12 protein-coding genes are annotated in these 12,569 nt (G+C 60.7%); 8 read left to right on the forward strand and 4 right to left on the reverse strand.

What is annotated here, in order from left to right; translation table 11 throughout:
- Positions 1–53 precede the first annotated feature (53 nt).
- From exaC to ACA056_RS12990, 8 genes are all read left to right on the forward strand, one after another.
- On the forward strand, positions 54–1,574 hold the full coding sequence (exaC, locus tag ACA056_RS12955; protein WP_497273262.1) for an acetaldehyde dehydrogenase ExaC: 1,521 nt from the start codon (positions 54–56) through the stop codon (positions 1,572–1,574).
- A 293-nt stretch (positions 1,575–1,867) separates the two neighbouring features.
- Positions 1,868–1,939, forward strand: coding sequence for a pyrroloquinoline quinone precursor peptide PqqA (pqqA, locus tag ACA056_RS12960; protein ID WP_003253598.1), 72 nt, complete (start codon positions 1,868–1,870; stop codon positions 1,937–1,939).
- Between the two features lie 55 nt (positions 1,940–1,994).
- On the forward strand, positions 1,995–2,909 hold the full coding sequence (gene pqqB, locus ACA056_RS12965; RefSeq protein WP_436274013.1) for a pyrroloquinoline quinone biosynthesis protein PqqB: 915 nt from the start codon (positions 1,995–1,997) through the stop codon (positions 2,907–2,909).
- Positions 2,910–3,035: 126 nt separating this feature from the next.
- Entirely contained in the window at positions 3,036–3,788 is a 753-nt protein-coding gene (gene pqqC, locus ACA056_RS12970; protein ID WP_497273263.1) for a pyrroloquinoline-quinone synthase PqqC, read from the forward strand.
- Entirely contained in the window at positions 3,785–4,057 is a 273-nt protein-coding gene (pqqD, locus tag ACA056_RS12975) for a pyrroloquinoline quinone biosynthesis peptide chaperone PqqD (RefSeq protein ID WP_415768738.1), read from the forward strand. Before pqqC ends, pqqD begins: the two co-directional genes overlap by 4 nt.
- Entirely contained in the window at positions 4,035–5,177 is a 1,143-nt protein-coding gene (pqqE, locus tag ACA056_RS12980; RefSeq protein ID WP_497273264.1) for a pyrroloquinoline quinone biosynthesis protein PqqE, read from the forward strand. The genes pqqD and pqqE overlap by 23 nt, the downstream gene beginning before the upstream one ends.
- A gap of 234 nt (positions 5,178–5,411) precedes the next feature.
- On the forward strand, positions 5,412–6,575 hold the full coding sequence (gene ercA / locus ACA056_RS12985) for an alcohol dehydrogenase-like regulatory protein ErcA (protein ID WP_497273265.1): 1,164 nt from the start codon (positions 5,412–5,414) through the stop codon (positions 6,573–6,575).
- Positions 6,559–8,286 carry a PAS domain-containing hybrid sensor histidine kinase/response regulator gene (locus ACA056_RS12990; RefSeq protein WP_497273266.1) on the forward strand — a complete coding sequence of 576 codons (1,728 nt, stop codon included), beginning with the start codon at positions 6,559–6,561 and terminating at the stop codon, positions 8,284–8,286. The genes ercA and ACA056_RS12990 overlap by 17 nt, the downstream gene beginning before the upstream one ends.
- Here ACA056_RS12990 and ACA056_RS12995 read toward each other — a convergent pair.
- The 4 genes from ACA056_RS12995 to ACA056_RS13010 form a co-directional block, all read right to left on the reverse strand.
- Entirely contained in the window at positions 8,271–9,146 is an 876-nt protein-coding gene (locus tag ACA056_RS12995) for an aldose 1-epimerase (RefSeq protein ID WP_497273267.1), read from the reverse strand. The genes ACA056_RS12990 and ACA056_RS12995 overlap by 16 nt on opposite strands.
- Positions 9,143–10,027 carry an SMP-30/gluconolactonase/LRE family protein gene (locus tag ACA056_RS13000; protein ID WP_497273268.1) on the reverse strand — a complete coding sequence of 295 codons (885 nt, stop codon included), beginning with the start codon at positions 10,025–10,027 and terminating at the stop codon, positions 9,143–9,145. The genes ACA056_RS12995 and ACA056_RS13000 overlap by 4 nt, the downstream gene beginning before the upstream one ends.
- 53 nt (positions 10,028–10,080) lie before the next feature.
- Positions 10,081–10,905, reverse strand: coding sequence for an NAD-dependent epimerase/dehydratase family protein (locus ACA056_RS13005; protein ID WP_497273269.1), 825 nt, complete (start codon positions 10,903–10,905; stop codon positions 10,081–10,083).
- Between the two features lie 276 nt (positions 10,906–11,181).
- A complete protein-coding gene (locus ACA056_RS13010) occupies positions 11,182–12,480 on the reverse strand; it encodes an OprD family porin (protein ID WP_497273270.1) in 1,299 nt (432 codons plus the stop codon).
- Positions 12,481–12,569: the final 89 nt, after the last annotated feature.

A 12,569-nucleotide genomic window follows, 5' to 3' on the forward strand; every position in this document is an offset into this window, starting at 1 on the left:
ATCGGTTCATCGCCTGTTTGCCCAACAGGCATCGACCCAGACAGAGGCCCACCATGATCTACGCACAACCTGGTACACCTGGCGCCGTCGTTACGTTTAAACCGCGCTACGGCAATTTCATCGGCGGCGAGTTCGTCGCCCCGGTCAATGGTGAGTACTTCACCAACTCTTCGCCGGTTACCGGTGAAGTGATCGCCGAATTCCCTCGCTCCAGCGCCGCCGACATCGAAAAAGCCCTCGACGCAGCCCATGCCGCCGCCGATGCCTGGGGCAAGACCTCAGCGCAGGACCGCTCCCTGGTGCTGCTGAAAATCGCCGACCGCATCGAGCAGAACCTGGAAATCCTTGCCGTCACCGAAACCTGGGACAACGGCAAAGCCGTGCGCGAAACCCTGAATGCCGACGTGCCACTGGCCGCCGACCACTTCCGTTACTTCGCCGGTTGCATCCGCGCTCAAGAGGGCGGTGCCGCCGAGATCAACGAGCTGACCACCGCCTATCACTTCCACGAGCCGCTGGGCGTGGTCGGACAGATCATCCCGTGGAACTTCCCGCTGCTGATGGCCGCCTGGAAACTCGCCCCGGCCCTGGCCGCCGGTAACTGCGTGGTACTCAAACCCGCCGAGCAGACGCCGCTGTCGATCATGGTCTTCGCTGAGTTGATCGCCGACTTGCTGCCACCCGGCGTGCTGAACATCGTTCAGGGTTTCGGTCGCGAAGCCGGTGAGGCGCTGGCCACCAGCAAGCGCATCGCCAAGATTGCCTTCACCGGTTCCACCCCGATTGGCGCGCACATCATGAAATGCGCCGCCGAGAACATCATTCCAAGCACCGTTGAACTGGGCGGCAAATCGCCGAACATCTTCTTCGAAGACATCATGCAAGCCGAGCCGCAGTTCATCGAGAAGGCCGCCGAAGGTCTGGTGCTGGCGTTCTTCAACCAGGGCGAAGTCTGCACCTGTCCATCGCGAGCACTGGTGCAGGAGTCGATCTACGACGACTTCATGAAAGTGGTGATGAAGAAGATCGTCAAGATCAAGCGCGGCAACCCGCTGGACACCGAAACCATGGTCGGCGCCCAGGCGTCCGAGCAGCAATACGACAAGATCCTCTCGTACTTGAAAATTGCCCAGGATGAGGGCGCCGAGTTGCTCACCGGCGGCGCGGCCGAGCGTCTTGAGGGCGACTTGTCGACGGGTTATTACATCCAGCCGACCCTGCTCAAGGGCCACAACAAAATGCGCGTGTTCCAGGAAGAAATCTTCGGCCCGGTGGTGGGTATCACCACCTTCAAGGACGAAGCCGAAGCCCTGGCGATTGCCAACGACAGCGAGTTCGGCCTCGGCGCCGGGCTGTGGACCCGCGACATCAACCGCGCCTACCGCATGGGCCGGGCGATCAAGGCCGGGCGTGTCTGGACCAACTGCTATCACTTGTACCCGGCTCACGCCGCGTTCGGTGGCTACAAGAAATCCGGTGTCGGCCGTGAAAACCACAAGATGATGCTCGACCACTACCAGCAGACCAAAAACCTGCTGGTGAGCTACGACATCAATCCGATGGGGTTCTTCTAACTCCCGCAAGAACACTGAAGAACCTGTGGGAGCGAGCCTTTGTGGCGAGGGGGCTTGCCCCCATTGGACTGCGCAGCAGGCCCATTTTTCGGGGCCGCTCCGCGACCCAACGAGGGCAAGCCCCCTCGCCACACAAGCTCGCTCCCACATTGTTTTTGGGTGTGCTGAAAAACCGCGCAACACCCCCTACCAATGCACGCCGCCACCTCGTTCGAAAGTAGCATTCGGGTGCCTGGCGCCCCGTGCATTAATGGCTTTACCGGAATCGTCCGGCACAAGAAGAGGATTGACCCATGTGGACTAAACCCGCGTTTACCGACCTGCGCATTGGCTTCGAAGTGACGATGTATTTCGCCAACCGCTGACTGTTCACCCGGCCAGCCGTTACGTTGGCCGGGCCTGCCTTCTGGAGCATTGCCCATGCACATTCGCGTTCTCGGATCCGCCGCTGGCGGTGGTTTTCCGCAATGGAATTGCAACTGCCGCCAGTGCGCCGCAATGCGCAATGGCAGCTTGCGGGCCCAACGCCGGACCCAGTCCTCGATTGCCCTGAGCGACAACGGTGTGGATTGGGTGCTGTGCAATGCTTCACCAGACATTCGCGCGCAACTCGAGAGTTTCGCGCCGCTGCAACCGGCGCGCCGGGTTCGTGACACGGCGATTGCCGGCGTCGTCCTGCTAGACAGCCAGATTGACCATTGCACCGGCCTGTTAAGTCTGCGCGAAGGCTGCCCACATTCGGTCTGGTGCACCGAACGCGTCCATGAAGACCTGAGCAGCGGCTTCCCGTTGTTCACCATGCTCAAGCACTGGAACGGCGGGTTGCAGTGGCAGCCGGTCGGGCTCGACCGCGAGCCGTTCAGCATCACCGCTTGCGCGCACCTGAGGTTTCGCGCGATCCCCTTGGTCAGCAACGCACCGCCATATTCGCCCAATCGCGGCAATCCGCAGCCGGGCGACACCATCGGCTTGTTTATCGAAGACCGGCGCAGCGGTGCTTCGCTGTTCTACGCGCCTGGCCTGGGACAGGTCGACGATGAGGTTCTGAGCTGGATGCAACGCGCCGATTGCCTGTTGCTGGACGGCACCTTGTGGCGCGACGACGAGATGCGAGTTTGCGAAGTCGGCCAGAACCTGGGCAGTGAAATGGGTCACCTGTCGCAAAGCGGCCCTGGCGGCATGCTCGAAATCCTTGAAGGCTTCACCCGCCAGCGCAAGGTGCTGATCCACATCAACAACACCAACCCTATCCTCGATGAAGACTCGGCGGAGAGGGCGTTGCTGGAGCGGCGCGGGATTGAAGTGGCGTTTGACGGCATGAGTATTGAGCTGTAGCGGAGGGCCCCATCGCGAGCAAGCTCGCTCCCACAGGGGACTCAAGTTCGCAACAGATCCAGTGTGGGAGCGAGCTTGCTCGCGATGAGGCCTGACCAGACACCGCAGATTCCCCGGAGAACCGCAATGACTGACACCCCAATGTCCCCAGCCGAATTCGAAGCGGCCCTGCGCGCCAAAGGCGCCTATTACCACATCCATCACCCGTTCCACCAAGCCATGTACGCCGGGCGCTCCAGTCGCGAGCAGATTCAGGGCTGGGTCGCCAATCGCTTCTATTATCAGGTGAACATCCCTCTGAAGGACGCAGCGATTCTCGCCAACTGCCCGGACCGCGACGTGCGCCGGGAATGGTTGCAACGCATACTCGATCACGACGGTGCACCCGGCAGCGAAGGCGGGATCGAAGCCTGGCTGCGGCTGGGCGAAGCGGTGGGACTGGATCGCGAGCAAATCCTTTCACAGGAATTGGTGCTGCCCGGTGTCCGTTTCGCCGTGGACGCCTACGTCAATTTCGCCCGTCGCGCCTGTTGGCAGGAAGCCGCCAGCAGTTCGCTGACCGAGCTGTTTGCGCCACAGATCCACCAATCCCGGCTCGATGCCTGGCCGGCCCATTACCCGTGGATCGACGTCGGCGGTTACGACTATTTCCGTACTCGTCTGAGTCAGGCGCGACGGGATGTCGAGCATGGCTTGCGCATCACCCTGGCGCACTACGTCACTGTTGAAGGCCAGCAACGCATGCTGGAAATCCTGCAATTCAAGCTCGACGTGCTGTGGAGCATGCTCGACGCCATGAGCATGGCCTACGAGCTGGAGCGTCCGCCGTATCACAGCGTCACCACGGAGCACGTCTGGCACCGGGGGATTGCCCTGTGAGTCTGATCAACCGCGAGCAATCACCGTCGTTGCGTCAGGGTTTTCGCCTGCAATGGGAACCTCGTCAGGACTGTCACGTGCTGCTGTACCCCGAAGGCATGATCAAACTCAACACCAGTGCCGGGCAGATCCTCGATCTGGTGGACGGCCAGCGCAGCGTTGCGGCGATCATTGATCAACTGTCTGCGAATTTCCCTGGCGTACCGGGGATCGACGAGGATGTACTGGCGTTTCTGGAGGTGGCCCATGCTCAATTCTGGATCGAATGACTCGCCTCCGGGCCCGCCGCTGTGGCTGTTGGCGGAGCTGACTTATCGTTGCCCGCTGCAATGCCCTTATTGCTCCAACCCGCTGGACTTCGCCCAATCAGGCGAAGAGTTGAGCACCGAAGAATGGATCCGGGTGTTCCGCGAGGCCCGGGAAATGGGCGCCGCGCAGTTGGGCTTTTCCGGCGGTGAGCCGTTGGTTCGCCAGGACCTGGCCGAGCTGATCAAGGCCGCCCGGGACATGGGTTACTACACCAACCTGATCACCTCGGGCATCGGCCTGACCGAGCAGAAAGTCCGCGATTTCAAGGTCGCGGGGCTGGACCATATCCAGATCAGCTTCCAGGCCGCCGACGAAGCGGTGAACAACATGCTCGCCGGCTCGCGCAAGGCCTTCGCCCAGAAACTCGCGATGGCTCGGGCGGTAAAGGCCCAGGGTTATCCGATGGTGCTGAACTTCGTCACTCATCGGCACAACATCGACCAGATCGCCCAGATCATCGATTTGTGCCTGGAGCTGGAAGCGGATTTCGTCGAATTGGCGACGTGCCAGTTCTACGGCTGGGCCGAACTCAACCGCGTTGGCCTGTTGCCCACGCGCGAACAACTGCAGCGTGCCGAGCGCATCACCAACGAATATCGACAGCGTCTTGAAGCGCAGGGCCACCCGTGCAAGCTGATCTTCGTCACCCCGGATTACTACGAAGAACGCCCCAAGACCTGCATGAACGGCTGGGCCAATCTGTTTCTCGACATCACCCCCGACGGCACGGCGTTGCCTTGCCACAGCGCCCGGCAGTTGCCGGTGCAGTTCCCCAATGTGCGCGAGCACAGTATCGAGCACATCTGGACTGATTCTTTCGGTTTCAATCGCTTTCGTGGCGATGACTGGATGAAGGAACCGTGCCGCTCCTGCGATGAAAAGCACAAGGATCTGGGCGGCTGCCGCTGCCAGGCATTCATGCTGACCGGCGACGCCGCCAACGCGGACCCGGTGTGCAGCAAGTCCCCGCACCACGGTGTGATTCTCAAGGCTCGCGAGGAAGCCGAGGCACCGGGGCAGGGCATGGAGCACCTGACATTGCGTAACGAGAAGGCTTCGCGACTGATCTACCGCGGGTGAACTGTGGACGCAGAACCCCTGTGGGAGCGAGCTTGCTCGCGATGAGGCCAGCACATTCAACATTAGTATTGACTGCCAGACCGCTATCGCGAGCAAGCTCGCTCCCACAGGGGATCTCTGGTGAATTCAAGATTTGAGTACACCCCAGCCTGCTACCCATTGGTCTGATTGCATTCACAGCCGGATGCTTTAGTGTGGACGTTACCTTCCAAAACAATAAAAACAGGCTTTCCAATGAGCCAGAGTCTCAGCCAGCTGCGTAAATTCGTTTCGCCTGAAATCATCTTTGGTGCCGGCTGCCGGCACAACGTCGGCAATTGCGCCAAAACCTTTGGTGCCCGCAAGGTGCTGCTGGTCAGCGATCCCGGCGTGATTGCTGCCGGTTGGGTCGCCGATGTCGAGGCCAGCCTGCAAGCCCAGGGCATTGAGTATTTCCTGTACAGCGCAGTCTCGCCCAACCCGCGGGTCGAAGAAGTGATGCTCGGCGCCGATCTGTACCGGGAGAATCATTGCGACGTGATCGTTGCCGTCGGTGGCGGTAGCCCGATGGATTGCGGCAAAGGCATCGGCATTGTCGTCGCCCATGGGCGCAGCATCCTCGAATTCGAAGGCGTCGACACCATCCGCGTCCCGAGCCCGCCGCTGATCCTGATTCCGACCACCGCCGGCACCTCGGCCGATGTCTCGCAGTTCGTGATCATCTCCAACCAGCAAGAACGCATGAAGTTCTCCATCGTCAGTAAGGCGGTGGTCCCGGACGTGTCGCTGATCGACCCGGAAACCACCCTGAGCATGGACCCGTTCCTGTCGGCCTGTACCGGCATCGACGCGTTGGTGCATGCCATCGAAGCGTTTGTGTCCACCGGTCACGGGCCGTTGACCGATCCCCATGCGCTGGAGGCGATGCGCCTGATCAACGGCAACCTGGTGCAGATGATCGCCAACCCGAACGACATCGCCCTGCGCGAGAAAATCATGCTCGGCAGCATGCAGGCCGGGCTGGCGTTCTCCAACGCGATCCTCGGCGCCGTGCATGCCATGTCTCACAGCCTGGGTGGCTTTCTCGATCTGCCTCATGGACTGTGCAACGCGGTGTTGGTGGAGCATGTGGTGGCGTTCAACTACAACTCGGCACCAGAACGCTTCAAGGTGATCGCCGAGACCTTTGGCATCGATTGCCGGGGCTTGAATCACCGGCAGATTAGCGGACGTCTGGTCGAGCATCTGATCGCTCTGAAACATGCAATCGGCTTCCACGAAACCCTCGGACTGCACGGAGTCAGCACCGCGGACATTCCGTTCCTGTCGCAACACGCCATGCACGACCCGTGCATCCTGACCAACCCGCGCCAGTCCAGTCAGCGTGATGTCGAGGTCGTCTATGGCGAAGCCCTCTGACGAACAGCAACGAGCGCTGGCGGGGTTACTGGGATTAGGCAGTCACTCGGCGCGCAAGAGTCATTACCCGGAACTGGCTGCGCGCCTCGACGAGCTGGAAGCCGAGCGCAATCGCTATAAATGGCTGTTCGAAAACGCGGTCCACGGGATCTTCCAGGCCAGTCTGTTGGAAGGCATGCGTGCCGCCAACCCGGCGCTGGCGCGGATGCTTGGCTATCAGGATCCTCAAGAGGTGCTGCTTTCGCTGGCCGACCTGGCGAGCAACCTGTTTGTCGGCGGCGCGCAAGAGCTGGAGAACATCCGTGAAATGCTCAAGCGCGAGCGCAGCCTGCTCGGTTACGAAACCCAATTGCGGCGCAAGGATGGCACCAGCCTCGACGTGCTGATGAACCTGTTGCTCAAGCCCGATCAGGAAGGGCTGGTGGAAGGTTTTGTCGCCGACATCACCGAACGCAAAGTCGCCCAGCAGCGCCTGCAGCAACTCAACGACGAACTGGAGCGGCGAGTCACCGCGCGCACCGATGAGTTGCTGGAAGCCAACCGCAACCTGCAACAGCAGATCACCCAGCGTAAACAGATTGCCCAGGCCTTGCGCGATGCCCGGGACGCCGCCGAGGCCGCCAATCGCAGCAAGGACAAATACCTCGCCGCCGCCAGTCATGACCTGCTGCAACCGCTCAACGCCGCGCGTTTGCTGATCTCCACCCTGCGCGAACGCAAGCTGCCCGATGTCGAACAGGTGCTGGTGGAGCGTACGCACCAGGCGCTGGAAGGGGCCGAAGATTTGCTCACCGATTTGCTGGATATTTCCCGGCTCGATCAGGCGGCGGTCAAACCGGACATTGCGCTGTACCGCCTCGACGAATTGCTCGCGCCGCTGGTGTCGGAATTCCAGTCAGTGGCCCAGGCTGAAGGGTTGAGACTGCGGGTGCGCATGGGTGATTACGCTATCAGCACTGACCTGCGCCTGATGACGCGGATCTTGCGCAACTTCCTCAGCAACGCCTGCCGCTACACCGACGAGGGCACCATCCTGCTGGGGGCCAGACGCCGGGGTGAAATGCTGCGCCTGGAAGTCTGGGACACCGGGCGCGGGATCGCGGCGGACCGGTTGGATTCGATCTTCCTCGAGTTCAACCAACTGGACGTCGGACGTGCTGCCGACCGCAAGGGTGTGGGCCTGGGGCTGGCCATCGTTGAGCGCATCGCCAAGATCCTCGGCTATAAAGTCGGGGTTCATTCGTTGCCTGGGCGCGGTTCGATGTTCAGCATCGACGTGCCGATTTCCCATGAGGTTCCGCTGCCGATCAGTCTGGCCGCGCCACTACCGGGCACCGGCAATCCATTGCCCGGCCGACGTTTGCTGGTGCTGGACAACGAAGTGAGCATCCTCGAAAGCATGAGCGCGCTGCTCGGGCAATGGGGCTGCGAGGTGGTCACGGCCACTGATGAATTTTCCGCACTGGCCGCCTTGCAGGGGCGACCGCCGGAACTGATTCTGGCGGACTACCACCTCGATCACGGCGTGGTGGGCTGTGATGTGGTCAGGCATTTGCGTGAGCATTACCGCCAGGCGATTCCGGCGGTCATCATCACTGCCGACCGCACGGATCAGTGTCGGCGCTCATTGCAGCGACTCGACGCACCGCTGCTGAACAAACCGGTGAAACCCGGCAAGTTGCGTGCGGTGCTGAGTCAGTTGTTGGGGTAGCGATAGTGCAGGCTGAAACCGAGCTCGGCTGACTCGCCTTGCTCAAGCAGTCGCAACCCCGGTCGACCGGGCAGGTGATGCGCGTTGACCGGGTGACTCACCGGTTCGATACAGAAAAAATCCAGGCCCACCGGGCAGTAGAGCAGGTAGTAATCGCTGCCAGTGGCCCGGCATTCCAGCTCATAGCCCAACGCAGGCTGGCGAATTAGGCAGTGACCGTCCCATTCGCAGAAGCCGTTGTCGACCAATGTGTCGGGCAGCGCCTTGAGTGACTGGAAATCCCATTCGGCCGGCAACGCACTGAGGTGTGTCGGCAGTTTTGTCCCGTCACACAACCAGACTTGCCGGGCTTGCGCCTGCAGCTGGGTGCCCGTGGTACGCGGAAAGTAGGGATGCAAGCCGAGCCCATGCCAGGCAGGGCTTTTGGCCAGATGGGTGACCTTTATATCAAGGCTCAGCTTGCCGTCGCTCAGATGGAATCGTTGCCGGGCGCGATAGGCGAAGGGCGTGGTGCTGTCGAGTTGCAGGACGACTTCATCGCGCGTCTGCGAAACCACCTGCCACGGCTGTTGCCAGGCGCTGCCGTGAATCGGCAGGGGATCAGTGAGGCTGTTGGGTGTCAGTGCCAGCCAGCCCTCGGGGCATTCAAAGCCGCCTTCGGAAATTCGGTTCGACCACGGTGCCAAGGGAAAACACCCGAGTTTTCCCGGCAGACCGGTGTTCAGCGCGTGAGCGTCACTGTGGCGCAACAGCGGCAGACCCGTGCCGCGCACGCTCCAGTTGACGATGCTGCCACCGAGTTGCGGGGCGAGGGTGAGGTGTGTGAATTCGTCTTCGAGTTCAAGCAATGTCGGCGTCATATTGCCTTCGGCTCCGGCAAACCTTTCACCCCGGGATTGAGGGCGAACACACCGCCGGCCAGTGACTGTTCGTTATGGTCGTCGCTGGGGCGGATCGAGGTCACGAACAGCGTGTCCAGGCGACTGCCGCCGAAGGCACACATGCTCGGTTTTTTTACCGGAACGGCGAGGGAACGGTCCAGTCGGCCATCGGGAGTGAAACGGTGAATCAGCCCGGCGTCGTTGGCGCAAATCCAGTAGCCGCCTTCGGCATCGACCGCTGCGCCGTCGGGACGACCAGGGAACTGATGCATGTCGACAAACAGCCGCCGGTTGGACGGTGTGCCGCTGTCGATGTCGTAATCAAAGGCCCAGATTTGCTGGACCAGAGGATGAGAGTCAGACAGGTACATCGTTCGCCCGTCCGGGCTGAAACCCAGGCCGTTGGGCACGATAAACCCATTGAGTTGCGCCTCGAGTGGCCCGCGTTGCCCGGCGCTGTAGCGATACAGCGTGCCTTCGGCAGCGTTGGCGCCCATGTTCAGCACCATGCTGCCGGCCCAGAAACGCCCCTGACGATCGCAGCGACCATCGTTCAGGCGCATATCTGTGCGGGCGTGTTCGATCGGAGCCAGGAGGTTGCTGTCGAGGCTGCCATCGTTATGCGGGTGCAGATGAAAGAACCCGCTTTCCATCCCGGCAACCCAGCCGCCGTCGCGGTGACGCGCAATGCAAGCGAGCATTTCCGGCGCTGTCCAGGCGTGAACATGGCCGGTTTCGGCGCTCCAGCGCTGAAGTCCGCCGGCAGGAATATCAACCCAATACAGGGCATTTTCCTCGGGGACCCAGACCGGGCATTCACCGACCGCGTTGCGGGCATCGACAATCAATTCGGCTTGCATGACAACTCATCCCCTCGGGTTTTTGTTGTTGGGATCAAGTGAGGTACGCGGGTTCAGTCGCCGAACGGGCCAGACGCGACAAACGCACCACCCTGGTAGACCCGTGCCGGGTCACCAGCGGCTGGCATCGGTTGGGCTTCGACTTTTTCGCGGAACACTTCGGAGCTGTCCTGAGGCTCATAACCCAGGCAGGTGGCGAAACGGTTGTCCCACCAGACGTTCTTGTTGTCGGACATGCCGTAGACCACGGTGTGGCCGACATTAGGGGCGTACAGCGCACATTCGAGCAATTGAGTCAGGTCGCCGAAGCTCAACCAGGTGCTCATCATTCGACGGTTCAGCGGTTCAGCGAACGAGGATCCGATGCGCACGCTGACGGTCTCGATGCCGTAGCGATCGAAGTAGAAACTGGCCATGTCTTCGCCGTAGGACTTGGACAAGCCGTAGTAGCTGTCCGGGCGGCGAGGGGAGTGGGCGTCGATGACTTCATCTTGCTTATAGAAGCCGATCACGTGGTTGGAACTGGCGAAAATCACGCGCTTCACGCCATGACGACGAGCGGCTTCATAGATGTGGAACACGCCGCAGATGTTGGCGCCGAGAATCTCTTCGAACGAGTGCTCCGTTGATACGCCGCCGAAGTGCAGGATCGCGTCCACGCCTTCGACCAGCTGATGGACTGCTTGCTTGTCTGCCAGGTCGCAGGGCACGACTTCTTCACGGTCATCGATGGCCGGGGCGATGTCGGCGATGTCCGACAGGCGAATCACATTGGCGTAGGGCCGCAGGCTTTCGCGCAGGACTTTGCCGAGGCCACCGGCGGCACCGGTCAGGAGGAGACGATTAAAAGGAGCGCGGGCTTGAGTAGTGATGGTCATGGGAGTCCCTGAACAAGCAGTCATTGTTATTGAATTTGTTGTAGGTTGTCGTACGACTAGGGCGAAGTATCGTTAGGGTCTCAGGTCGTTGTCAACGCGTCATCGATTGAAATTGACGGAGGGTCATTTCTGCATCCGCTGACACTGCGAAGCACTTTGTGGGAGCGAGCTTGCTCGCGATGGTTTTATGTCAAATACATTGATGTTGAATGTAACGCCGCCATCGCGAGCAAGCTCGCTCCCACAGGGCTCGTGTTGATCCCCCCGTCCCTCGGCTTACAGCAACGAGAGCGGGTAGTTGATGATAATGCGGTTTTCGTCGAATTCGTTGGTGCTGAAGTCCTTGCGGATCGACGCATTACGCCATTTGACGTTGAGATTCTTCAGCGCGCCGCTTTGCACGGTGTAAGCCAGTTCTGACTCGCGGCCCCATTCCTTGCCGTCGGTGATGGTGCCTGTGTGCACGTTATCGCCGCTGATGTAGCGGTTCATCATCGTCAGGCCGGGAATGCCGAGCGCCACAAAATTGTAGTCGTGGCGCAGTTGCCAGGATCTTTCCTTGGCGTTGTCGTAGCTGGAGTTGTAGCTGTCGTTGGCCAGGGTGCCGCCGCTGGTGCCGTTGACCCGCATCCAGACATCGTCGCCGGTGAGTTTTTGCAGGCCGACAAAGAAAGTGCTGCCGCCGTACTTGGCCGAGAGCATGGCGAACGCGGTTTTGTTGTCGAGGTCGCCGGCCAGGGCGCTGCCGTCTTCCTTGCCGATGAAGTAGCCAAGGTTGGCGCCGAGGGTCCAGTCGCCGATGGGCTGGCTGTGGCTCAGGTTGAAATACTGCTGCTGATAGATGTCGCTGAGTTGCGCGTACCAGACACCGACCTGGGTGCGCTTCTCGTTGAACGCATATTCACCGCCGCCAAAGTTGAAACGGTCCGAGGTGAAGGCAGCCGATTTGCCGTTCATGAACATGTCTTCCATGCTCGCATCATTGCGCGGGCTGTTGGCGCGGAACTGGCCGCCGTAGAGCGTCAGGCCACTGATCTCGGCGGACGTCACCTGACCACCGCGGAAGGTTTGCGGCAGCGAGCGGCCGTCGTCGGAGCGCAGGATCGGCAACACCGGTATCCATTCACCGACCTTCAATTCGGTTTTCGAGACTTTACTTTTCAGCGCCACACCCAGGCGCCCGAAATTGTCGGCCGGGCGACCGTCGTCATGAATCGGCAGCAACGAGGTGCCACCCGTGCCTTTGCCACCGTCGAGTTTTTCCGAGTACAGGCCCAGCACATCCATGCCGAAACCGACGGGGCCCTGGGTGAATCCGGATTTGGCATCGAGGATGAAGCTTTGGGTCCACTCTTCAGCCTTGCCCTGCGGGTAGGCCGGGTTCGTGAAGTTGCGGTTGATGTAGAAGTTGCGCAAGTTCAGTGTGGCTTTGGCGTCATCGACGAAACCTTCGGCATGACTGGTCATGGGCAGGGCGATGGCCAGGCTGCTGCAACCGATCAGGCTCAGGGTATGACGGCGTGCGAAGGTTGGGCGAGGGGTGCAGACGGAGGAATTGCGGACGAGCTTGCTCACAGTGATGCTCCCGTGTTTCTTGTTGTTTTTATTTTTTGTCATACGTCGTCGTACAACATTGGCGCGGATTATTTGCAAGTGTTGCGGGG

The organism is Pseudomonas sp. LBUM1666, from assembly GCF_059695775.1.

Bases quoted from the DNA above. Each gene is read 5' to 3' on its own strand.
- ercA (WP_497273265.1), top strand. From the start codon at position 5,412: ATGAGCCAGAGTCTCAGCCAGCTGCGTAAATTCGTTTCGCCTGAAATC.
- ACA056_RS13005 (WP_497273269.1), bottom strand. From the start codon at position 10,905: ATGACCATCACTACTCAAGCCCGCGCTCCTTTTAATCGTCTCCTCCTG.
- ACA056_RS13000 (WP_497273268.1), bottom strand. From the start codon at position 10,027: ATGCAAGCCGAATTGATTGTCGATGCCCGCAACGCGGTCGGTGAATGC.
- pqqB (WP_436274013.1), top strand. From the start codon at position 1,995: ATGCACATTCGCGTTCTCGGATCCGCCGCTGGCGGTGGTTTTCCGCAA.
- ACA056_RS12990 (WP_497273266.1), top strand. From the start codon at position 6,559: ATGGCGAAGCCCTCTGACGAACAGCAACGAGCGCTGGCGGGGTTACTG.
- exaC (WP_497273262.1), top strand. From the start codon at position 54: ATGATCTACGCACAACCTGGTACACCTGGCGCCGTCGTTACGTTTAAA.
- ACA056_RS12995 (WP_497273267.1), bottom strand. From the start codon at position 9,146: ATGACGCCGACATTGCTTGAACTCGAAGACGAATTCACACACCTCACC.
- pqqE (WP_497273264.1), top strand. From the start codon at position 4,035: ATGCTCAATTCTGGATCGAATGACTCGCCTCCGGGCCCGCCGCTGTGG.
- pqqC (WP_497273263.1), top strand. From the start codon at position 3,036: ATGACTGACACCCCAATGTCCCCAGCCGAATTCGAAGCGGCCCTGCGC.